General features: G+C 53.7%; 21 protein-coding genes, 3 tRNA genes and 1 pseudogene. 15 read left to right on the top strand and 10 right to left on the bottom strand.

What is annotated here, in order from left to right; all coding sequences use genetic code 11:
* Positions 1-103 precede the first annotated feature (103 nt).
* Both glnA and TH3_RS11780 read right to left on the bottom strand, forming a co-directional pair.
* Entirely contained in the window at positions 104-1513 is a 1410-nt protein-coding gene (gene glnA, locus TH3_RS11785; RefSeq protein ID WP_007091889.1) for a type I glutamate--ammonia ligase, read from the bottom strand.
* Positions 1514-1577: 64 nt separating this feature from the next.
* Positions 1578-1916 carry a P-II family nitrogen regulator gene (locus tag TH3_RS11780; protein ID WP_007091888.1) on the bottom strand — a complete coding sequence of 113 codons (339 nt, stop codon included), beginning with the start codon at positions 1914-1916 and terminating at the stop codon, positions 1578-1580.
* A 419-nt stretch (positions 1917-2335) separates the two neighbouring features.
* Here TH3_RS11780 and TH3_RS11775 point away from each other — a divergent pair, with 419 nt between their 5' ends.
* Entirely contained in the window at positions 2336-3508 is a 1173-nt protein-coding gene (locus tag TH3_RS11775; protein WP_007091887.1) for an aminotransferase, read from the top strand.
* 78 nt (positions 3509-3586) lie between these two features.
* Here TH3_RS11775 and TH3_RS11770 read toward each other — a convergent pair whose 3' ends face one another.
* Entirely contained in the window at positions 3587-4588 is a 1002-nt protein-coding gene (locus tag TH3_RS11770) for a Gfo/Idh/MocA family protein (RefSeq protein ID WP_007091886.1), read from the bottom strand.
* Between the two features lie 320 nt (positions 4589-4908).
* Between TH3_RS11770 and TH3_RS11760 the strand changes: the two genes are divergently transcribed.
* Positions 4909-4985 (top strand) — tRNA-His (locus TH3_RS11760).
* 136 nt (positions 4986-5121) lie between these two features.
* On the top strand, positions 5122-6177 hold the full coding sequence (pyrC, locus tag TH3_RS11755; protein WP_007091884.1) for a dihydroorotase: 1056 nt from the start codon (positions 5122-5124) through the stop codon (positions 6175-6177).
* Positions 6178-6246: 69 nt separating this feature from the next.
* Here the strand turns inward: pyrC and TH3_RS11750 are convergent, their stop codons facing one another.
* Positions 6247-6885, bottom strand: a complete 639-nt coding sequence (locus tag TH3_RS11750) for a putative metalloprotease CJM1_0395 family protein (protein WP_007091883.1) — start codon at positions 6883-6885, stop codon at positions 6247-6249.
* Positions 6886-7180: 295 nt separating this feature from the next.
* Here TH3_RS11750 and TH3_RS11745 point away from each other — a divergent pair, with 295 nt between their 5' ends.
* A complete protein-coding gene (locus TH3_RS11745; RefSeq protein ID WP_007091882.1) occupies positions 7181-8038 on the top strand; it encodes a DUF547 domain-containing protein in 858 nt (285 codons plus the stop codon).
* An 11-nt stretch (positions 8039-8049) separates the two neighbouring features.
* Here TH3_RS11745 and TH3_RS11740 read toward each other — a convergent pair whose 3' ends face one another.
* On the bottom strand, positions 8050-8343 hold the full coding sequence (locus TH3_RS11740; protein WP_007091881.1) for a hypothetical protein: 294 nt from the start codon (positions 8341-8343) through the stop codon (positions 8050-8052).
* Between the two features lie 221 nt (positions 8344-8564).
* On the opposite strand from TH3_RS11740, the gene TH3_RS11735 reads away from it, so the two are divergent.
* The 10 genes from TH3_RS11735 to TH3_RS11690 all read left to right on the top strand — a co-directional run bounded on the left by TH3_RS11735 (position 8565) and on the right by TH3_RS11690 (position 17108).
* Complete coding sequence (locus TH3_RS11735) at positions 8565-9527, top strand: DMT family transporter (protein WP_007091880.1); 963 nt, start codon at positions 8565-8567, stop codon at positions 9525-9527.
* A 192-nt stretch (positions 9528-9719) separates the two neighbouring features.
* Positions 9720-12521: a DNA gyrase subunit A gene (gyrA, locus tag TH3_RS11730; protein ID WP_007091879.1), complete on the top strand. Its 2802-nt coding sequence runs from the start codon at positions 9720-9722 to the stop codon at positions 12519-12521.
* Positions 12522-12533: 12 nt separating this feature from the next.
* Positions 12534-13061, top strand: coding sequence for a pantetheine-phosphate adenylyltransferase (gene coaD / locus TH3_RS11725; protein ID WP_007091878.1), 528 nt, complete (start codon positions 12534-12536; stop codon positions 13059-13061).
* A 61-nt stretch (positions 13062-13122) separates the two neighbouring features.
* Complete coding sequence (locus tag TH3_RS11720; protein ID WP_007091877.1) at positions 13123-13653, top strand: peptidylprolyl isomerase; 531 nt, start codon at positions 13123-13125, stop codon at positions 13651-13653.
* Positions 13654-13805: 152 nt separating this feature from the next.
* A tRNA-Lys gene (locus tag TH3_RS11715) sits at positions 13806-13881 on the top strand.
* Between the two features lie 229 nt (positions 13882-14110).
* Positions 14111-14186: transfer RNA gene (locus TH3_RS11710), tRNA-Lys, on the top strand.
* Between the two features lie 266 nt (positions 14187-14452).
* Positions 14453-15334, top strand: coding sequence for a MotA/TolQ/ExbB proton channel family protein (locus TH3_RS11705; protein WP_007092179.1), 882 nt, complete (start codon positions 14453-14455; stop codon positions 15332-15334).
* Positions 15335-15360: 26 nt separating this feature from the next.
* The gene (locus tag TH3_RS11700; protein ID WP_007092180.1) at positions 15361-15750 is read left to right on the top strand and encodes an ExbD/TolR family protein; all 390 of its coding nucleotides are present in this window, start codon (positions 15361-15363) and stop codon (positions 15748-15750) included.
* A complete protein-coding gene (locus TH3_RS11695; protein ID WP_007092181.1) occupies positions 15747-16163 on the top strand; it encodes an ExbD/TolR family protein in 417 nt (138 codons plus the stop codon). Before TH3_RS11700 ends, TH3_RS11695 begins: the two co-directional genes overlap by 4 nt.
* A 3-nt stretch (positions 16164-16166) precedes the next feature.
* A complete protein-coding gene (locus TH3_RS11690; protein ID WP_007092182.1) occupies positions 16167-17108 on the top strand; it encodes an energy transducer TonB in 942 nt (313 codons plus the stop codon).
* 54 nt (positions 17109-17162) lie between these two features.
* Here the strand turns inward: TH3_RS11690 and TH3_RS11685 are convergent, their stop codons facing one another.
* The 3 genes from TH3_RS11685 to TH3_RS11675 form a co-directional block, all read right to left on the bottom strand.
* Positions 17163-17453 carry a DUF2218 domain-containing protein gene (locus TH3_RS11685; RefSeq protein WP_007092183.1) on the bottom strand — a complete coding sequence of 97 codons (291 nt, stop codon included), beginning with the start codon at positions 17451-17453 and terminating at the stop codon, positions 17163-17165.
* Between the two features lie 45 nt (positions 17454-17498).
* Positions 17499-18635, bottom strand: a complete 1137-nt coding sequence (locus TH3_RS11680; RefSeq protein ID WP_007092184.1) for an ABC transporter substrate-binding protein — start codon at positions 18633-18635, stop codon at positions 17499-17501.
* 112 nt (positions 18636-18747) lie between these two features.
* Positions 18748-20772: a TonB-dependent receptor plug domain-containing protein gene (locus tag TH3_RS11675; RefSeq protein ID WP_007092185.1), complete on the bottom strand. Its 2025-nt coding sequence runs from the start codon at positions 20770-20772 to the stop codon at positions 18748-18750.
* A 162-nt stretch (positions 20773-20934) separates the two neighbouring features.
* On the opposite strand from TH3_RS11675, the gene TH3_RS11665 reads away from it, so the two are divergent.
* Positions 20935-21942: a helix-turn-helix transcriptional regulator gene (locus TH3_RS11665; RefSeq protein WP_139328307.1), complete on the top strand. Its 1008-nt coding sequence runs from the start codon at positions 20935-20937 to the stop codon at positions 21940-21942.
* A 10-nt stretch (positions 21943-21952) separates the two neighbouring features.
* On the opposite strand, the gene TH3_RS22410 is transcribed toward TH3_RS11665, so the two are convergent.
* Together TH3_RS22410 and TH3_RS23565 are read right to left on the bottom strand one after the other, a co-directional pair.
* Entirely contained in the window at positions 21953-22252 is a 300-nt protein-coding gene (locus TH3_RS22410) for a hypothetical protein (protein WP_007092188.1), read from the bottom strand.
* Positions 22253-22323: 71 nt separating this feature from the next.
* A pseudogene (locus TH3_RS23565) lies at positions 22324-22444 on the bottom strand (methyl-accepting chemotaxis protein); the annotation flags it as partial.
* Positions 22445-22664: the final 220 nt, after the last annotated feature.

Below are 22664 nucleotides of genomic sequence, written 5' to 3'. Positions count from 1 at the left end.
AATCAGGCACATTTTTGCCGGGAATCTGGTGGTTGGCACAAACAAAAACGCCCGGCACATGGCCGGGCGTTTCGTGTTCGATGCGTCCTTTCTGGTGAAAGGATCAGCCGCTGTAGTACATGTCGAATTCGACCGGGTGCGGCGACTGTTCGAAGCGGATAACTTCTTCCATTTTCAGGGCGATGTAAGCGTCGATCAGGTCGTCGCTCATCACATCGCCTTTTTTCAGGAAGTCGCGGTCTGCGTCGAGGCTGTCAAGTGCTTCGTGCAGCGAGCGGCAAACGGTCGGAACTTCTTTGAGCTCTTCCGGCGGAAGGTCATAGAGGTTTTTGTCCATTGCATCGCCCGGGTGGATCTTGTTCTCGATACCGTCAAGGCCAGCCATCAGCATTGCGGTGAATGCGAGATACGGGTTGGCAAGCGGATCAGGGAAGCGAATCTCGACGCGCTTGCCCTTCGGGGACGCGGTGTAGGGGATACGGCAGGAAGCAGAACGGTTACGAGCCGAGTATGCCAGCAGAACCGGTGCTTCGAAGCCCGGGACCAGACGCTTGTAAGAGTTGGTCGTCGGGTTGGTGAAAGCGTTCAGTGCTTTGGCGTGTTTGATGATACCGCCGATATAGTACAGAGCGGTGTCAGACAGGTCCGCATAGCCGTTACCAGCGAACAGCGGCTTGCCTTCGTGCCAGATCGACTGGTGAACGTGCATGCCCGAGCCGTTGTCGCCAAAGACCGGCTTCGGCATGAAGGTTGCGGTTTTGCCATACTGATGTGCAACCATGTGGATGCAGTATTTGTAAACCTGAACGGCGTCAGCATGTTCGATCAGGGTGCCGAAAGCGATACCCAGTTCGTGCTGCGACGGTGCAACTTCGTGGTGGTGCTTTTCGCAACGCACGCCCATTTCGTTGATGTAGTTGACCATTTCGGCGCGGATGTCGTTGGCCGAGTCAACCGGCTGTACCGGGAAATAGCCGCCCTTCGGACCCGGACGGTGGCCGCGGTTGCCGCCTTCGAATTCGGTGCCGGTGTTGTACGGACCTTCTTCGGAGTCCAGCTGATAACCCATGCCTTCGCCAGCGGTGGTCCAGCGAACGTCATCAAACATGAAGAATTCCGGCTCTGCACCGAAATATGCGGTGTCGCCGATACCGGCCGATTTCATGTATGCGAGTGCGCGTTTTGCGGTCGAACGCGGGCAACGCTCGTAACCCTGGCCAGTGGCCGGTTCGATAACGTCGCAAACGATGATCAGGGTCGGCTGCGCGGTGAACGGGTCAACAACAGCGGTCGACGGATCCGGCATAAGGATCATGTCGGATTCGTTGATTTCTTTCCAGCCAGCGATCGACGAACCGTCGAACATGATGCCGTCAACAAAAACGTCTTCGTCGATTGTGCAGATGTCCTGCGCGGTGTGCTGCCATTTACCTTTGGAATCGGTAAAGCGCAGATCGACAAACTGGATGCCTTTTTCTTTGATAAGCTTAAGTACAGAAGCAGCGTCAGACATGATGCAACCCTTTAAAACTCAAAATTAGTGATCGTACGATGTTCAATGTCAGGTAACGGACCGATTAGATCGCGTCGTTGCCCCGTTCACCGGTACGAATGCGGATCGCGTCCTCGAGCGAGGAAACGAAGATTTTACCGTCACCGATACGACCGGTGTGAGCGGCTTGCTGGATTGCCTCAATCGCACGCTCGACAAGCGTGTCCTCAACGACGATTTCCAACTTTACCTTCGGCAGAAAGTCCACAACATATTCGGCGCCGCGATACAGCTCCGTATGGCCTTTCTGTCGGCCGAAGCCTTTGGCTTCGGTAACGGTAATCCCTTTGAGGCCAATCTCTTGAAGGGCCTCTTTAACCTCGTCAAGCTTGAATGGCTTGATGATGGCTTCAATCTTTTTCATTAAGCGCCCTCTGCTTTTTGCGAGAGTTGCGTAGAACTCGGAAAGCTCCATTGCTTTGCCGCGTTAATTGCACGGGCCGTGCCAGTTTTGGCCCGCGCGGTCATTCTAAGGAGTCTCTGCGTGAAAACCCAGCAAAACCCATGAAGTTTTTAAGATTTTCTTGATCGCATCTGATTGTCTTTTAGGCAGAATGTTTAAAATTTATGCAAACATTGTGAGATGGCAGAGGTCAACGAGGTTCTCCGCGATCCGTGCTTGCCTGATCTGCCTGCGTCGTGCGACAGAAAATACATAAAACACGTATCATGACGACAGGGCATGGATCATATAATCTGCCTGTCTGATTTATAATTTGCGCCACCAGACAGATAAAAGCCGGTTTCCACCGACTGGTACTGAAACTCAGAGAAGGACGCCTCATGACCGAATTTGTCGGCAATCCTCTTTTCGCTTCGGGCGGCATCACGATTTTTGAAGTGATGAACGAACTGGCCCAGAAACATAATGCCATCAATCTAGGGCAGGGAGCGCCCGATACTGACGGTCCGGCTGATATTCGCGAAGCTGCGGCCAAGGCGACGATGGAACTGTCCAATCAATATCCGCCGTTGGCAGGTGTTCCGGAGTTGCTTCATGCGGTTGCCGACCATAACAAGCGTTTCTATGATATCGAGGTCGATCCGAAGAAAGAAGTCCTTGTCGCGGTCGGTGCGACCGAGGCGCTGGCTGATGTGATCTTTGGTCTTGTTGCGCCCGGCGATGAAGTGATCCTGATCGAACCCCTTTATGACAGCTACCTTCCGATGGTGAAGCTTGCGGACGGTATCCCCAAACTGGTACGTGTCACACCGCCAAGCTGGGATCTGCCACGCGAAGAACTTGCAGCGGCCTTCTCGGAAAAAACCAAGCTGATCCTGATAAACTCGCCGCAGAACCCTTGTTCAAAGGTCTATGGCGATGATGAACTGCAATTCATTGCTGATCTGTGCATCAAGCATGATGTGATCGCACTGTGTGACGAGGTTTATGAACATCTTGTCTTTGACGGGCGCAAACACAAACCGCTGATGACTTTTCCCGGTATGCATGATCGCACCGTACGCATAGGATCAGCAGGCAAGACATTCTCACTGACGGGGTGGAAGATCGGATACATCACAGCATGTGCAAAATTGATGGAGCCGATCAAAAAAGCGCATCAGTTCCTTGTTTTCACCGTGCCGCCAGGGTTGCAGCATGGTGTGGCCTACGGCCTTAACAAAGGTGATGATTACTTCGAAGGTTTTACTGCTGAAATGCAGGCAAAGCGCGACTTCCTGATGAAGGGCCTGAAAGAGGTTGGCTTTGGGGTTCTGGATTCGCAGGGTACTTATTTCATCACCTGCGATTTCCGACCGCTTGGCTATGATTGCGATGATGTCGAGTTTTGTCAGATCATGATCAAGGAGGCCGGTGTTGTGGCGATCCCTGTTTCGGCGTTCTATCAGGGCAAGGATGGCGGCGTTCGCCATTTTGTGCGGTTCTGCTTCTGCAAGGAAGAAGCCAAAATGTCCGAGGCGATTGAGCGGATGAAGAAGGCGTTTGCAAGGTAGAAAAGCAAGGCATTTAAGGGAAACAGGCCGAGAACTTTAGCCTTCGGCCTGTTTTTTTGGGGACGCTGTCAACCGTGATCAGGAATTGACCATTTCCCAACTCCCTGTGCGGGCCGAGCGGGCCAGCGCATCCAAGATCTGCATATTGGCAATCCCGTCTTCAATCGGGTAGTCGACCGGGCTTGCGTCGTTAAAGATCGCCGTCGCGTTCTCGCCTTGCAGGGTATAGTGGTTGCCAGTCGGGAATTTGATTTCGCGTGCTTCGTCAAAACCTGGCTGCTTTTGCGTACCGACCCTGATCACTGCCGGATTTTCCGGCACCGGGTTGAACGGCATGATGATTTCAATGCGGCCTTCGGTGCCAAGGATATGAACGCGCTGCACGGCGGCGGATTGTGTGCCGCAAACAAAACTTGCCTGAACGCCGCTTCCGAAATCGAGCATGCCCGAAACAAGCCGGTCAGTACCGAATTTCGGATCCTTGTCCATCAGGGAAACCACACGCACCGGTTCCTTGCCCGTGATATAGCGTGGGCCGACAATGCAGTAGCAGCCGATATCAAGTAAACCGCCACCGCCGATATCCTTTTTGTTGCGCACATTGTTCGGATCGGCATTGAAATAGGTAAAGATGCTTTGCACCGTGCTGATCGTGCCGATCTGACCGCTTTCGACGAGCCGACGCGCTTCCTGCCATTGCGGATGATGACGAACCATAAAGGCCTCAAGCACGTGTTTGCCGCTTTTATCGCGGGCCGCGATCAGGCGTTTGGCGTCTTCGGTGTCAAGCCCGATGGGTTTTTCGCACAGCACGTGTTTTCCGGCTTCCAGCGCCTTGATTGTCCATTCGACATGCAAGTGGTTGGGCAGGGGATTGTAGATTGCTTCGATTGACGGATCAGCCAGCAGTTCCTCATAGGAGCCATAGGCGCGCGGAATGCGCAGACTTTGGGCGGTTTCACGCGTTTTTTCCAGATCACGTCCGGCAATGGCAAGGATTTCAAGCTTGTCGCTTTCCTGCATGGCCGGAATGACCTTTTCCGTGCCGATCTTTGCCGTGCTGATGACGCCCCACTTCATTCCGATACTCCGTATTGTTTTCTCTTTTGCGGCGCGCATGATTGTTTCAGGCCTGCGCGCCGTGTTAATTTCGCCCGGAATGGCGGGCGTGTTCAAGATATTGAATTGATTTAATTAGCGCACTTGCCTGATCGCGCAAGATGTTCAAACGGATGGGGGCCTGTTCGGGCGGATTGGTTGTGATGATAAGTACCAGATACAGAACCCGCAGTCGCCCGGTTTGCGGGACTTTGAGAAGTTCGGTGGAAAACGGGGCAAAAAAGTAAAAATATGCGCTTGACGTCCGGTGCTCCCGGCGATAAAAACCGCGCCACACGACGGCGGGTGTAGCTCAGGTGGTTAGAGCACCAGATTGTGGCTCTGGGGGCCGTGGGTTCAAGTCCCATCACTCGCCCCATGTGAAAAGGTCAGGCAGAAATGCCTGGCCTTTTGTCTTTCGGGCTGCTTTCCAATTCCAAAACCGGGACTGATCTGCTAGTTAGCCTGTGCGCTCGCGCCCATTCGTTTGTTCCGGTTCCGAGGAGGTCGCCCCCATGTCCGCAAATTCAGTAAATCGCATTACACTTCGCCGTCCCGATGACTGGCATTTACATCTGCGCGATGGCGCGATGCTTGAAGGGGTTATTGGCGAAACCAGCGAACATTTTGCACGTGCGATCATTATGCCGAACCTTGTGCCGCCGGTGGTCAAGACCGAGGATGCGATTGCCTATCGTGACCGGATTAACGCGGTCATCCCGCAGGGGCACGATTTTACGCCTTTGATGACGCTTTACCTGACCGAAGGGACCAATCCCGATGATGTCGAGGAAGGCTACAAGTCCGGTGTGATTACCGCACTGAAGCTGTATCCGGCCGGGGCAACGACCAATTCGGCAAGTGGTGTGCGCGATTTCGACAAGGCGATGCCGGTGCTGGAGCGCATGGCAAGTCTTGGTATTCCGCTTTGCGTGCACGGTGAAGTCACCGATCCTGAGATTGATATTTTCGACCGCGAGGCCGTGTTCATCGACCGCGTTCTTGATCCGCTGCGTAAGCGTTTGCCGGAATTGCGTGTGATCATGGAGCATATCACCACCGAAGACGGTGTCGAATATGTCAAAGCCAATGACAGGAACCTTGGCGCGACCATCACGACCCATCACCTGATCATCAACCGCAATGCCATTCTGGTCGGAGGCATTCATCCGCATTTCTACTGCCTGCCGGTGGCGAAGCGTGAAAAACATCGCCTCGCACTGCGCAAGGCAGCAACCAGCGGTGATGTGCGTTTCTTCCTGGGTACTGACTCCGCCCCGCATACCGATGACCGCAAGGAAAGCGCGTGTGGTTGTGCCGGTATCTTTACCGCCAATAATACTGTCCAACTTCTGGCACATGTGTTCGAGGAAGAGGGGGCATTGGACAAGCTTGAAGGCTTTGCCTCGGTCAATGGTCCGCAGTTTTATGGTCTGCCGTTGAATGGCGACAAGATCACATTGGAAAAACGCGATGCGGCGGCAACTTTCCCGGCCAGAATTGAAACCGGTGAGGGCCCAGTCACGGTGTTTGATCCGGGCTTCCCGATTTACTGGCACTATGCCGGTTAGGTTTGCGTCGATCATGTTCAAAAGGGGCTTGTTATGCAGGCCCCTTTTTTGTGGCTTCTACGGTGATGGTCAGCCCGTGATATCAATATTGGCTGGTGCCGCGCTCAGCCCTAATGTCATGCGATAGCTTTCGGCTGCCGCAATAGCCTGTGTTGCGATCATCGCACTGATGTTGCGTGACGCACCCTTTGCAACATTGAAATCGGCCGATGATGTGCCGGGCATAGAGGCGGCCCGCGATATGGCGGCCTGATTGGCAATCGCTGCAATCCCGTCAAGGCCCTGAAGCGGGTGAATGCTGACCTTGCCGCCGGTGGCGTAAAGTCGCCCGTCAGGACCGGCAGTATAACTATAACTGATCATTCCGGCATTCGCACCAGCAAGGGTCTGATGGCTTTCTTCCTCGGTCCTGACGTTGGCGTCACGCGCCTGCAATTCCCGAACAATGTCGCGTTCCCGGTCCGTCAAAAGGGCGGGATTGCTTGTTGGCAGGCGTGCACTTTCCGGTGTTGTTTCGCGTGCTTCGCGTTGTTGCGCGGTGCTGCCCCGGATGTCGGGTACGGACGCACCGGGCAGGGCGCGAGGGTCAAGTTGTTGAATAATGGTAACAATTGATGCCGCACTGTTAACCGGTGTGGAGGGGGCGTTTGGCGCCGGATCTGATAGCTGTGTTGTGGTGCTCGCATTGCCAATCGGTCGGATTGACACGGCAGCGGGCCTTAAAGGTGTTGCAACAGAGCCCCCCTCAGCAGAACCTGATCCTGCAGATTGTTGCCCGGCACCGGGAAGGGCACGGGTGGCAATGACTTGCCCAAGTTGCCCACCACTGCCAGGAATAAGCTGAATTGCACCATCCTGTGTCATGGGAGCATTATATATCAACTTATGGTTAAGTGTATATGATTGGCATCACTGCAATCACGGCAGTTTGATGTGATCTTGAATTGCTGATCGATCATAGAATGCAGGAACGCAGTCGATATGGTGTAGGAGAAATAGCCGTTTGAAACACCTGCTTATGCCTGTTTTGATCATGCTTTGGGCGATAGTGTCGGTACCTGCAATTGCCGCACCTGATGCTGATCTATGGCCCGATTGGCAGGCGCATGATGATTCGAACGACGCCATCATTGATCATTCTGTCTGGCAGACGATCCTTGACCATCATCTGGTGGTGGTTTCGTCTGGCGTCACGGCATTTGATTATGCAGGTGCCAAATCTTCAAGCCTTACGCATCTCTCGGATTATCTTAATGCCATGCAGGCGGTTAAAATTGACGCATATAACCGCGATCAGCAAATGGCCTTCTGGATCAATCTTTACAATGCGCAGACTGTTGCGGTGGTCATGGATCATTATCCGGTCGACAGCATTCGGGATATCGACATTTCACCGGGGCTTTTTTCGCTTGGATTATTTTCGTCAGGCCCTTGGGACAAAAAACTTTTGACCGTCGAAGGCAGGTCTTTGAGCCTGAACGATATCGAACATCGTATCCTGCGGCCCATCTGGCAGGATGCGCGTATTCACTATGCCCTTAATTGTGCGTCAATTGGTTGTCCGGCGTTGGCAGCGACGGCCTATGACGGAAACCGGATCGAAGAGCAGCTTGATAAGGCGGCTCTTGCTTTCATCCAGGATGAACGGGCGGTGAGGTTGGCCGAAGGCGGATCAGAGATCGAACTGTCTTCGATTTTTGACTGGTATCGGTCCGATTTTGGCAAAAGCGATGCGGCATTTTCCGATCATCTGGCGCGTTATGCCGGATTGGAGCTTGCAACATGGCTGAGCGTTCACGGCGAGGACCTGCCCATCAGCTTCTATCATTATGACTGGTCATTGAACGATAGCCATCCCTGAGGTCGTGTTGTTTACGCCGCTGTCATGCGCCAGTTATAGTGGGGCGCGCGGCTGCTTCGGGCGCGAACAGGGGGTGATGGCAGGCGATTTTGCAAAACCTGATCAATCGTGTGACGGACGTCACTGGCCGAGATGCCATCATAGCGCATTAATGTCTGGACGATCGGATCGGCCAGCATTTCGTCGATGGTCAGTTCCTGATCCACATATTTCATTGCTCGCATCCCATTCATATTGTTGCGCCCAAGATAAAGCGATTGAAAATCATTCGCAACAATTAAGTTGTATCCATTGTCTTTTTTCATCTTTTCGCTGTAGCCGCGTTGTGCTGCGTCAAAGTCAGACGGGCGATTTTACGCTATATAAGGTGTTTCTTGTGCTGGGGCGCTGTTGATAACGGACCACATCCTGCGGTGGCTGGTTTTCAGCTATTTTCTTGATTCTCGTGTTTTCTGGCTCTAACGCTGTCATCTGGCTTTCGAAATCCGATAAAGCCCAATAACTGTGGCAAGAATAGGCTGGGAAGATGACACGTCCGGGAATTCGTGAATTTGCGTTGCTGTTTTTACTGGCGCTGATGTGGGGCAGTTCATTCACCTTCATCAAGATTGGTGTGCATGCCTATTCGCCGCTGGTGGTCGCAGCCGGGCGATTGGCTGTCGCCGCACTGGTGCTATGGGCCTTTGCCTTTATTCGCAAAAGTGACCTTCCCAAGGGACGGCGCGCGTGGTGGTCGACCTTCTTTGTTGCGTTGTTGGGGAATTCTGTGCCCTTTTTCCTGATCAGCTATGGCGAAACGGAAATCGATGCCGGGCTAGCGGCAATTCTGATGTCTGTCGTGCCGCTGACAACGGTGGCGCTGGCACATTTCGTTACGAATGATGAAAAACTTTCGATGGGGAAGGCGCTTGGTGTGGTGCTTGGCACCATTGGCGTGATTGTTCTGGTCGGGCCGGAAACCCTGACCGGGCTTGGCGGGCAGCTTGTTTTTCAGTTGGCAGTTTTGATCGCGGCCGTGTGCTACGCGATTTCATCACTGGTGGCGCGAAATCTGCGTGATCAGCCGCGTGTTGGGTCTGCGGCGGTGATCCTGACTTTCGCTGCAGTGATGCTCACACCCTTTGCGCTGTTTGTTGATCAGCCCTGGAATATGGGGTGGGACGTCGACGGGGCGCTTTCAATCCTGTATCTGGGGATTTTCCCGACTGGCATTGCCATGTTCCTGATCCTGTATCTGATTGCGCGCGCCGGAGCGAGCTTTGTGGTGTTTAACAATTACCTTGTACCTGCAGTCGGCGTAATGATCGGTTTTCTTGTTCTGCACGAAGTTCCCAAACCGACCAGCGTGATTGCGCTTGGCGTTATTTTGGCCGGGATTGCCGTTTCCCAGCTGCGTTTCGGACGAAAGCCTGTCAGGGCTGGTGATGTTGCCGAAATGGAATGTGACCCGGTAACCCCGATCATGACGGCACCCGGGACCAAAAAATAGCTCTTCGGGGTGGGCATTTTTGCGTTAATTACGATTATTTTCGCCGTTTGTACCGAATGCCGGGACAGGCAGATTTGTCAATATTGTTTGTGCCGGACAAACCTGATACTTTCCGGCTCACTGGTCAGGCATATGTCCATATGTCACGCCGATTGAAGCATTTCTGATCAAGCGTTTAAGAGGTCACGGCTTTTGTCCACCAAAGAGACCAATCCAGATAGCCGCGATATTATCCCGGTATCCATCGAACAAGAAATGCGCCGCAGCTACCTCGATTACGCGATGAGCGTGATCGTCAGCCGTGCGCTGCCCGACGTCCGCGACGGTTTGAAGCCCGTGCATCGACGCATCCTTTATGCAATGCATGAAAACGGCTTTGAATGGAACAAACCATTCCGTAAATCGGCCCGCGTGGTCGGGGATGTTATGGGTAAATACCACCCGCATGGCGACAGCGCGATTTACGACGCGATGGTTCGTATGGCGCAGGGATTCTCCATGCGCCTGCCACTGATTGACGGGCAGGGCAACTTCGGCTCGATGGACGGCGACAAGGCCGCCGCCATGCGTTACACCGAAGCCCGCATGGCTAAGTCAGCCCATTATCTGCTCGATGATATCGATAAGGAAACCATCGATATCCGGGATAACTACGACGAAACCACCAAGGAGCCATCGGTTCTGCCAGCACGTTTTCCGAACATGCTGGTCAATGGTGCAGGTGGTATTGCTGTTGGTATGGCCACCAATATTCCGCCGCATAACCTTGGCGAAGTTATCGATGGCTGCATGGCCTATGTCGACAATCCGGCCATTACCGTCGAAGGCCTGATGGAATTCGTGCATGGTCCGGATTTTCCGACCGGTGCATTGATTCTGGGCCGTTCGGGCATTCATTCGGCCTTTAAAACCGGTCGCGGTTCTGTCGTCATGCGCGCACGTACCCATGTCGAGGAAATCCGTGCCAACCGTGAAGCCATCATTGTTACCGAAGTTCCCTTCCAGGTGAACAAGGCAACCCTGATGGAAAAGATCGCCGAACTGGTCCGTGACAAGAAGATCGAAGGTATTTCCGATCTGCGTGACGAGTCAGACCGTTCGGGCGTTCGCATGGTGATCGAAATCAAACGTGATGCGGTTGCCGATGTCGTTCTGAACCAGTTGTTCCGCTTTACCGCGCTTCAGACGTCGTTTGGCGTCAATATGCTGGCACTTAATCGTGGCAAGCCGGAATTGATGAACCTGAAAGAAATCATTCAGGCCTTTGTCGAATTCCGCGAAGAAGTCATTACGCGCCGGACCATTCACCTGCTGAAAAAGGCACGTGAGCGCGCCCATCTGGTAGTCGGCCTTGGCATTGCGGTGGCCAATATCGACGAAGTCATCCGCTTGATCCGTGCTGCGGCTGACCCGCAGATTGCACGTGAACAACTGATGGAACGTAGCTGGCCGGCGGGCGATATTGTTCCGTTGATCGAGCTGATCGCCGACCCGAACCAGGTTGGTTCGGACGATGGCAATTATCGCCTGTCCGAAGCGCAGGCGCGCGCAATCCTTGAACTGCGTCTGCATCGCCTGACCGGTCTGGAACGTGATAAAATCGCATCCGAATTGACCGAATTGGGCGAGAAGATCAAAGATTTCCTTGATATCCTTGGTTCACGCGAACGCAAGATGATCATCCTGAAGGATGAGCTGACGGAAATGCGGAACGAGTTCGCTAATGAACGTCGCAGTGAAATCCTTGAAGCCGAATTCGAACATGACATCGAAGACCTGATTGCCCGTGAAGATATGGTCGTGACCGTATCGCACACCGGCTATATCCAGCGTGTTCCGCTGTCGACCTATCGCGCACAGCGTCGTGGCGGCAAAGGACGTTCGGGCATGGCAACGCGCGAAGAGGATTTCGTATCCAAACTGTTCGTCGCCAACACCCACACTCCGGTTCTGTTCTTTAGTTCCGAGGGGATGGTCTACAAGATGAAAGTCTGGCGCCTGCCGCTGGGCACGCCGCAATCGCGTGGCAAGGCGCTTGTGAACCTGCTGCCGCTCTCAGAAGGCGAATATATCACAACGGTTTTGCCACTTCCCGACGAGGAAGAGTGGCCGAATCTGCACGTGATGTTTGCGACTTCGACCGGTAACGTCCGCCGTAACAGCCTTGCCGATTTCGTGAATGTGAAATCAAACGGCAAGATCGCCATGAAACTTGAAGAAGATCGTGGTGACAAGCTGATTGCGGTTCAGACCTGCTCGGACGATGACGATATTCTGCTGACGACCCGTCTGGGTAAATGCATTCGTTTCCGTGTTGCAGATGTTCGTGTCTTTACTGGCCGTAACTCGGTCGGTGTACGCGGTATTCGTCTGGCTGACGAGGATGCGGTCATTGCGATGTCCGTCCTGTTTGGCAATCATGCCTCTATGGAAGAACGTGACGAGTATCTGTCGATCGCAAGCAAGCTGCGTCGCGAGGAAATCTCGGCTGATGATAGTCTGCCGTTGGAAATCCTTTCTCAGGAACGTTACGACGAACTGTTGGCAGGCGATCAGCTGATCCTTTCGGTTACAGAAAATGGTTATGGCAAACGTACGTCTGCCTATGAATACCGCGTAACCGGTCGTGGCGGGCAGGGCTTTGCCAATATCGAGATGTCGGAACGCAATGGCAATGTCGCGGCATCCTTCGTGATCGAGGAAGGCGACGAACTGATGATGGTCACCAATGGTGGCAAGGTCATTCGTATGCCGACACACGATATCCGCATTGCCGGGCGTAAGACACAGGGTGTTACCCTGTTCCGTACGGCCGAAGACGAACAGGTTGTTGCTGTCGAACGTCTGTCCAATCTGGGTGACAATGGTGAAGAAGAGCTTGAAGGCGACGAAGGTGTAGAAGGCACCGAAATCGCATCAGGCGAAGATGCACCGACCGTTGCCGAGGATAGCAGCGAGGCAGTGGAAACCGGTTCAGACGACACCGACGAATAAAACGGAAGATCAATGAACGAACAGTCTTCAAACGCCTCGCGTATCGGGATTTATCCGGGCACTTTTGATCCGGTAACCCAGGGGCATATGGACATTATTCGTCGCGCGACCCGCATCGTCGACAAGCTTATTGTCGGCGTTGCGGTCAATGCGGGAAAGGGCCCGATGTTTGGGGTCGAAGAACGTTGCGCTCTGGTCGAAGAGGCTCTTAAGGCTGCGGGCGGCGAAGTTGCTGCCCGCACCATAGTAAAGCCGTTCGGGTCACTTCTGATGCAGTTTGCCCAGGAAAACGGGTCGAGCATCATTATTCGTGGTCTGAGGGCTGTGTCTGACTTTGAATATGAATTCCAGATGGCCGGAATGAATGCCCGTCTTGCCCCAAAGGTAGAGACGGTCTTTCTGATGGCATCCGACAAACAGCAATTCGTGTCTTCGCGCTTTGTGAAGGAAATCGCCCGTCTGGGCGGTAATGTTACCGAATTTGTGCCGGCAAACGTGCTGAAGCGACTGCACGAAAAGCTGGCCGAAGAAAAGGAATAGCGCACCCATGCGTCTTATTCGTCTCGCATCTCTTTTTGTACTCGTATTAGGAATAGTGACCATGTCGAACGGTGGTATCGGCGGCGGTGCTCAGGCCCAGTCGGCCGATGCATCGCAGGATCTGGAAAACACCCTGTATCTGGATCTTGAAGCAGGTCGCGTTGTGATCAAGCTGCGTCCGGATCTGGCGCCCAAGCATGTCGAGCGTATCAAGGAACTGACTCGTGAAGGTTTCTATGATGGTCTGACTTTCCATCGTGTGATCGAAGGCTTCATGGCGCAGGGCGGTGACCCCAAAGGGGACGGTACCGGTGGTTCGGGCCAGAAACTTCCGGCGGAGTTTTCGAACGAGAATCATGTGCGCGGTACGGTTTCGATGGCACGTTCGTCCAACCCGAACAGCGCTGATTCGCAGTTCTTCATCGTCTTTGCCGATGCGCCGCATCTTGATGGACAATATACCATATGGGGGCAGGTCGTATCGGGTATGGAATATGTCGATGGCCTGAAAAAGGGGGCACCTTGGGCCAATGGCCGGGTTGCAGACCCGGACCATATTGTAAAAATGCAGGTCGCGGCTGACGCGCAATAAGAGCCTTGACCCCTATAATGCAACCGAAAGCCGTCCTTGATCAGGGCGGCTTTCGCGTTTTGGGGGCTGAAAGTGCAAAAACCGGGAAAATATGGAAAACAGGTGTTGACCGCAGCCGCCAGTCCCATTAAAACGCGCTTCACCAACGTTGAGGGCCCGTAGCTCAGTTGGTAGAGCAACTGACTTTTAATCAGTTGGCCACAGGTTCGAATCCTGTCGGGCTCACCAATAAGCCCCTGAAACCCAATCGGTTTCGGGGGCTTTTTCTTTTTCATGATTTTATTGCGATCACTGTCATACTGCTTTCGAACCGATGCGAATGTCAATTTGGGGCGGATTTGAAACGGGCCTGTTTTTGATATTTTTTACCATTTGAATGGCTGTCATGCAGTTTGATCGAAAAAGGGGGGTTGACCCTTTGCGATCAGCACATTAAAAGGCCGCTCACCAACGTTGAGGGCCCGTAGCTCAGTTGGTAGAGCAACTGACTTTTAATCAGTTGGCCACAGGTTCGAATCCTGTCGGGCTCACCATTTCAAAACCCCCGGAACCCAGATGTTCCGGGGGTTTTGCTTTTCCGTGGTCTTTTCTGTTTTCAAAAACCGATTCCATCCGGTTTGAGCGTCTGCGACGGGCGCTGTTTTACGTGCGATGCAATGCGGCCATGCACGAAAAATGCTCGTCTTTTCGCTGTTGCGATTGCATCGCAATGTGATTTCTTGTAAGTAATGCAAATCAGTTTCAAATGCACCGGAGCAGGACGTCCGGTGCTGATCGAATTTTGGATCGGAAGAGTTACATGCCTGAACCCGTAAATCCGATGTCCGCATCGCCAGATGCGCAGACTCCGCTTGGCCTTGACGGTGTAACCACGGATGCCGCCAACGGTGCGATCACGTCAACAGAAGGTGGGGCGGTAACCCTTGATCCGCAAACCGGCTTGCCGATTGCGGATGACGCAGCTGCCATCACCGAAAGCACAATCGTTCCGGATGCCATCAGTGGCTTGCCGGTTTTTGATCTTGTGGATCGTGCCGGTGTTGTCGGTTGGGTTCTGGCCGCGCTTGCATTGGTTGGGATGCTGATATTCTTCTACAAGCTGGTCGGCTTTATCCGGCGTGGAATTTTCGCGGATGGTTTTGCCAAGGATGTCGAACGTCATCTTTCCAATGGTGATGATAAGCAGGTCGCGCAGATTCTGTCGCGCCGCCGTCATCCGGCTGCTCGCATCGGTCTGTTTGGCATGACCTTGTCCGTTGCCAACCCGGAAAACCGTGAAGCGGCGTCCGATATCATTGCTTCCCATGCACGCAAGGAAATCGATGGCCTGAACAGCGGTTTGCGGATTATGTCGGCAATTGCGGTCTTAAGCCCTCTTTTGGGGTTGCTTGGAACCGTTATGGGCATGATTGAAGCTTTCCAGAAGATGGAAGGTGCCGGAAGCCGTATTGATCCTTCTGTCCTTTCGGGCGGTATCTGGCTAGCACTTCTGACGACGGCAATCGGCCTTGTCGTCGCGATCCCGGCAACCGCGTTCCATATGTGGATGCAGGGCGTTATCGCGCGTGCTGCGGCCGTGATGGAAGATGTCTGCACCATGGTGATCAATCGTGGTGAGTTGGCTCGGAAGGGTGCGCTTCGCGCGTCAAACGTCGCTGAACTGCGCCAGGCTGCGGAATAAGCCCGAACAAGGTCGGAATACGCCTTATGCAATTGCGTGATCGAAGTCGTGGTGCTTCGCCGATGATCGGCCTGACGCCGCTGATTGATGTTGTCTTCATCCTGCTGATCTTTTTCATGCTGGCTTCCAGTTTTCTTGACTGGAAGGGGTTTGAAATGTCGGTGACTGTTATGGACGGTCAGGCACGGGCCAGCAGCGATATTCGCCCGGCAACGGTCAATGTCGATGCCAATGGTGGTTTGTCGCTGAATGGTGAAGCCGTCGCTGTTTCCAATCTTGCCGTGACTATTTTGCGTAACCATGCCGGTGCCAGTGTTCATCTGCGGCCCGTCAATGGTGCCGATTTGCAGCATCTTATTGTTGTGATGGATGCGCTGGGACGTGGCGGTGTGACTGATGTGGATCTGATCGAATGAAGCGTCGCATCCAGATCACCGATGACAGCCCGGCTCAGGAACCGATGTTGCCATTGATCAACATCGTCTTTCTTCTGCTGATTTTCTTCATGATAGCCGGAAGTCTGCAAAAGCTGGGGCCATTTGACGTGGATCCGCCCGCAAGCAGCACGGCCGAAGGCCAGCCAGAAGACACGATTGTCCTTTGGTTTGGCAAAAATGCCGAAATCGGGATTGAAGACCGGCAGGGAGACCTTGCGGATATTGCGGGGTTGCTACCGGCTGATTATGCCGGTCGTCCAGTCGAAATTCGTGCTGACCGCACCACAGAAGGTGCCAGCGTTGTTGCCCTTTTGAAACGGTTGCAGGAACTGGGAGTCGAAAAGGTGCAACTGATGACCGCGATGCAAGCAGATCAGGACCAAGACGGATAGAATATGTCGAAACGCATTGATTTCCTGATTGCGACCGGGCTGACCGGTATTGTTCTTGTCGGTGGGATCGTTCTTGCCATGCCTGAACCGCAACCTGCCGGTTGGGGCGGGGCAGGGGCCGTTCAAAGTATCAGCATCTCGCTGGGCAGCGGTCAGGCGACCCAGGGCGAGGCCGAAACACCCGAAGAAAGTGCTGATTCTGAAGACAGTAAGCAGGGTGAAAAACCCGTCGAGGAAGTCGAACCCCAACCAGAACCGGTCCCCGAGCCGGTTGTTGAGCCGGAACCCGAACCCGATCCTGAACCGGTTGTTGAAACCGTGCCTGAACCCGATCCCGAACCGATCGTTGAGCCGGAACCTGTTCCTGAGCCGGTGGTTGAGGAAGCGGTTGAACCGGAACCAGAGCCGGAACCGGAAATCAGTCCGCTTTTGGCCGATGTCATGCCGGTCCGCAGAAAGCCGGAGCCCCCCAAAGCAACACCGGAACCGGCAACGTCCCCCAAACCTGTTGAAAAGGCTGAAGCCAAACCGGTCGTGCAACCATCCGGCGGCCCCGTCGATTCAGTAAAATCAGAAGGCACGGTTGGCGAAGCAACCCAAAGCCAGGCCGCAAGTTCCGCATCGGGAAGTGGCGGAGGTGCGGCAATGAGCAGTGCGGCCTTTACCGACTATCAAGCAGCTGTGGTTCAGATGTTGATGCGTTATCGCGAATATCCGGATCGTGCCAAACGCCGCGGTATAGAGGGGCAGAACATGGTCCGGCTGGTCATCCAGCGTGACGGTACTGTTTCCTTCTTTGAAATGACCAGCCCGAGTGGTTCGTCTATTCTTGATCGTGCGACCCAGGATATGATCGAGCGGGTTAAACGTTTCCCGCCATTCCCCGAAGATATGGCGCGCACAGAGATGAACCTGACGATTCCTGTGATCTACGACTTGCGCTAGACAAAGAAGCCTGCTCCGAAAGGCTGGCTTCTTTGTTTTACGGGGCGGGCAGGTTTAATCTGAACTGTCTTCCCAGACATATTCAATCTGCTCGCGCCATGCGAATTTATCGAGATGCGAGACAATAACACCTTTCATGGCTTCAATCCCCTCGGCTTTCTCAGACTGTCCCTGAAAGCGCAGGGTGACGTCATCGGCCAGAATGATGCATGTGCCCATTGGAAAGCTCACATGGGCCTCATGGGGCGTGAAATCGACTTCTACCTTGTGGGCAAAGTGCTTGCAGAGTTGTTGCAGGTATTTACTGGCCTGCCCGGTCTGAACCGATCCTGTGGTTTTGAACATTGATTTATCGATCTCTGATGGTTTCTTGGGGGATGTTCGGGCCGGTCATGGCCGATCAAGGCCGATCCAGTAAACACCATTCAGTGCTACCGGCTGGAACCGGTCAAAGAATTCGGCGAGGGTTGCGTCTGGATCAAGATCGGCAAACTGATCGGGATGGAACCATTTCGCCATGGCCTGTAACAGCGTCACATTCATTGGCGTGTTATAGAAGTGGTGCCACGCGGAATAGACTTTGCCGTTTTTAATGGCGTCGAGCTCGGGCAAGACGGTGCGTTCCATGCTTTTGGCCAAAGACTCGCGTGATGTTTCGGCATCTGCGTAGGTTCCAAGTATGATGCGGCCGACATTCTGTTCGGCCGTCATTGTTGCCCCGCCAATTGCGGTTGCGACATAAATATCGGGCTGATCGACGAGCAGCTGTTCAACTGAAATCTGGCTGATGACGCCCGGAATCCGGTCGGCAAGAATATTTTCGCCACCGGCAAGCTCCACAAACCTTCCGATCATTTGGTTGCCCATCGCCTCGCAGCAGGTGCCATGCAGACCAACCCGGCTTTCGAGGAAGACTTTGGGTTTATGCGTTAAACCCTCCAGACCTGTTCTGACCTTCGCCAGATTGTCTTCATAGAATTTGACGAAAGCCTCTGCCTGATCTTCCTTGCCCATCAATTTGCCAAGGATACGGATGCTTTTTGGGGTGTTTCCAAATGGGTCACTGCGAAAATCGATCATGACAACCGGAATGTGAGCTGCGCCAAATTGCCTCAGGACTTCATGGCTGTCTGATCCCGGACCATGACCGCCATCAATGCCGAAAATTGCGACATCGGGTTCAACTGTAATCGCCTTTTCGACGCTGAATGTTGCCTCGCCACTGCGGCCGACCAGCGGGATGTCGTCAATCTCGGGGAATTTTGCCTGGTATTGTGCAAAGGTTGCCGGATCAAGTTTCTTGAATTCCCCCATCATACCGGCGACCCAGCGGACCGGATTTTCAGGATCAAGGATGCCAAGACTTGGCAAGAAACGCCCTTCGCCAAGGATCATATGCTTGACCGGTACTTCGACCGTGACTTCGCGACCGGAAACATCGGTCAGGGTAATGGTTTCGCCAGCATGAGCCCGAAAGGTGATCATTGAAGCGACTGCGGCCAGCGTTAAAACGCGTTTGAATGTCATTGCGGAAGTCCTGTTGAAATAGGCAAGAATTGCAGGAAAGTCAGAAACGCCGAAATGGGTGGCACGGCATGCCACCCATCGCGGATAGAGGATCTGTTGGAAGATGGTCTGATCAGAACGCCACCTTTGCTGAAACAAGGAAGGTGCGACCCGGCTCGTGATAGGGTTCAATTGCACTGCTGTCGTAGCCCGGCGTGGTCCGGGCGACATAGTCACGATCAAAAATATTCAGCGCATCGACGCGTAGGGTTACCGCATTCGACAATGTCTCTGGCGTCCATTCACCATACAGGTTGGCAACAAAGTAAGTGTCGAGCTTGGCATTGCCGTTCTTTTCGGGATCGTCGTCTGACAGGGCCAGTTCAGATGTCGAGCCGACCTGAATGCCAAGGTCATCAAACCGGTGGGCGACTTCAAAGTTTGCAATGTCACCGACGATGACGCCTTGATAGGACGCATCGTTGCTCAGCGGGACTTTGCCATTTCTTTCTACATCGGTATGGGTATAGGCAGCGCGGACAAAGCCGGGGCCGTATGTCCAGGTGACGGACAGATTGACACCACGTGTTGCAAGATCGCTGGTCGTATTTCGTGTTGTATATTCAAGCGAATGGGAACCGTTGATCTTGTTGTAGAACAGGTTTCCATCGAAATCCCATTGCGCCAACTGATAGCGTGCGCCTGCCTTGTAGTTATGCGACCGGGACGGTTTGAAACCGTCATAGGTCCAGATGCCGGTGTAGTTGTAAATCGCAGACTCACCCAGCGGCAGTCCACCAAAGCTTGTACCTAATCCGCCATAGATCATCAGGTCATCGGTCAGGTCATATTCGGTATTGGCGTTACCGCTAAGTCCGAATTCGCTGAAATCGGTTCCGTCAATGCCTTCGAACCATTGTTGATCGCCCCGCCCGCCGAACGAGACGCGCCAGCGATCGGTCAGCGAAAGGCGTGCCTGTGAAAAGACGCCGATATTGGTTGTTTCTTCGGTAAATCGCCCGGCACGTCCAGCCGGGCGTGCCGTGTCGCCGCTGCCGGTTGCTTGATCATGATAGAAATCGACGCCAGTTGTTATCCCGCCCATTCCGACGTCAAAAGTATTGGCAGCCTTACCGTTCAGGGTTTCAATTTCTGCCTCAAGGTGTGTGTTGCCGTTCAGTTTGGGAACATCAAGATGGGTTTTGCTGTAATTGAGGCTCAGTTCCGGTGCCAGAAGATCGGTTGGCTGTTCATCGACATAACTGATGCCAAGCGAGGTATCTTTGTATGAAATCCACTGCGGCGAGGCGCCGCTGGTAAGGGTTCCAAAGTTTGGCCGGGCAGGGCGCACACCTTCGTCTTCAAAATGGCTTGCAAATGCTTCAATCCGTGAACCTTCGGTGCCGGTGAAGGCTATTTTGCCAAGTCCGTTTTCGCTGCCATCTGCCGTGCCAGCAACTTCGTTGTCATCGCCGTCCTTGTAATTGCCCTGATTGCTGTTCTGGATATAGGCAAGAGCTTCGAAGCCGTCATGCTGACCGGCCAAGGTCAGCCATTCGGTAAGGCCTTTGGTATTGCTGTTATACTGGATTTTGGCAAAGCCGCCGAACGGATCATTCGGGTCGAGAATGTCGCGGGCATCCTTGGTTTCGTAAGCCATTGAACCGCCCAATGCATTTGGTCCGGCATCGGCGGGGGCGATGCCGGACTCAACCTTTACCGATTTCAGCATTCCCGGATCAATGATCGCGGTGCCTATATGATGATAGGTGGAATCAACCTGCCGGGTGCCGTCTACCTGAACGTTCAGCTTGGTGTTTTCGATGCCCTGCACATAAACCTTTTGCGCGATGGCGGTCGGGCCGCCAACCTGAACCGATGGTTCGTTCGCAAACACATCCTTGATGGTTTGCGGATTGATGCGATCAAGTTCGTCCTGCGTAACCGTGACACTCCCCGCCGCAGTTGGGCCGCTATCCTGGCTTGCTGTGACTTCGATTGGTGCCAGAACGGTTTCGTCTTTGGCTTTGGTTTCTTGTGCGACGGCTGCTACCGGAAGTACCGTTAGGGCGACGCCGGCAAGCAGGGTTGCGCGGCACAGGCCATGAAACGGTTGGCGGTATTTTTCGAGCAAGACCGGTCTTGATGGCTGCGGCATGCTGATTTCCTTATCAAATAAATTGCCAAATGCGAATGATTTTGAATATTATTATCGCAATGGTTCGAGCAATCGGAATACCGTTTGCGAGATCGCCAATGATGTTTGCGAAAACGCAAATTTTGCTTTTGACGGGATATTCAGGCTTGGAAGGGCACCCATATGGCGTTTGATCGGCAGCATGCGCCGCAACGTTTACGGCGCAATGTGACGCGGCGGGAAACCATCACCGGTCAGCAGCTTGAAGATTTCGGAACAGCGCTACCGCGCAATGCAGCCGAGGGTATTCGACGTCGTCCGGTGATGAGCGGGCGACTGTCAAACGACAACCTTCAGTCATTTTTGAATATCCACACGACCGATACTGTCAGCATGCAAGATGCGGACGTGAAGTTTCCCGTCAAAGCCGCCGTCACGGTTGCGATTGTGTTGCGAGGGCGCGTTTGCGGGGCATTCGATGATGTTCCGTTTGATCTGGATGCACGGGATCAACCAGTGGGGTTTATTTGGGCCCTATCGCAACCGGTTATGTTGCATCGGCAACTCAAACAGGGTGACGATGTCAGCAAAGTGATGATTTCTGCGAAATTCGATTGGGTTGCCAGTCGGGTCAATCACACTGATAGCCGTCATGTCGCAATTGATGATTTTATTCATGCCGGGATCTCTGTTCGGAGGTGGCAACCGTCACGTCGTGCCATAGCACTGGCGGACCAGTTGCTCTATCCACCGACCGATGATCCGCTATTTCGTGATCTTTATGCCGAAAGCCGCGGGTTGGAAATTTTCGCCGAGGCGCTTGGGGCACTTGGTCCTAAGGTCGGGGAGGCAAGTGTCGAGCCGGATGCGCTTGACCAGCATCAGAAGGCGCAGGAAATTCGCAACTATGTTCTGGAACATATTTTTGATGACCTGACATTGTCTGGCCTGGCGGAAAAGTGCGGGATGAGCATTGCCAGCCTGCAACGTATTTTCAAAAATGCCTATGGCACGACGGTCAAGGATTTCATCCGCGAAAGTCGCCTGATTGCAGCGCGTGATGCTATGGAAAAAGACGGCCTGACGATTGGTCAGGCCGCCTGGATGGCCGGTTATTCAAGTCCTGCCAACTTTGCAACCGCGTTCAAGCGGGTCTTTGGCATTTCGCCCTCTGAAGCACGGGGGCGTTAGGGGCTCAGGATCAATTGGGTTCGGTCAGGCGTGATACAAAGGCATTCACATCCGTCTTAAGCTGACGGGAATGCTCTTTTAAGACCTTTGAAACCTTATAAACCTCTTCTGCGACCGAACCGGTGCGATGCGCGGTGCCGCTAACTGATTCCAGATTGCTGTTCACGTTGCTGTTGGCCGATGAAACCGCCGTGATGTTGGAGCTGATTTCCGTGGTTGCCGCGGCCTGTTGTTCAACGGCGGCTGAAATGGCGGTGATGGAATCAACAATCGAACTGATCTGACCAGCAACCTCGCGGATGGCCGTCACGGCGGCGGAGGTGTTTTGCTGGACATTGTTGATCTAGGCTGTGATGTCGCCGGTGGCCTTGGCCGTTTGATTGGCAAGGTTTTTGACCTCGCTTGCGACAACCGCAAAGCCCTTGCCCGCGTCACCTGCACGTGCTGCCTCGATGGTTGCGTTCAGTGCCAGAAGATTGGTTTGGTTGGCGATCTTGTCGATCAGGTCAACGACTGTGCCGATTTCTTCGGCGGAAACATTCAGCGATGCAATAACATCCGATGTCGATTGTACGGAACTTTCAACTTCGTTTGAGACGCTTGACGCGCGTGAAATCTGGCTTGAAATTTCGCGGATCGAACTATCGAGCTCCTCGGCAGACCCTGCCACGGTTGACGCGTTTTCCGCCGAAATCTCGGCAGCGGATTTCGCACTTTCCACC

Source organism: Thalassospira xiamenensis M-5 = DSM 17429 (assembly GCF_000300235.2).
Lineage (GTDB): Bacteria > Pseudomonadota > Alphaproteobacteria > Rhodospirillales > Thalassospiraceae > Thalassospira > Thalassospira xiamenensis.
The sequence above is the reverse complement of the archived record's forward strand: the minus strand, read 5'-3'. Positions and strand labels throughout refer to the sequence as shown.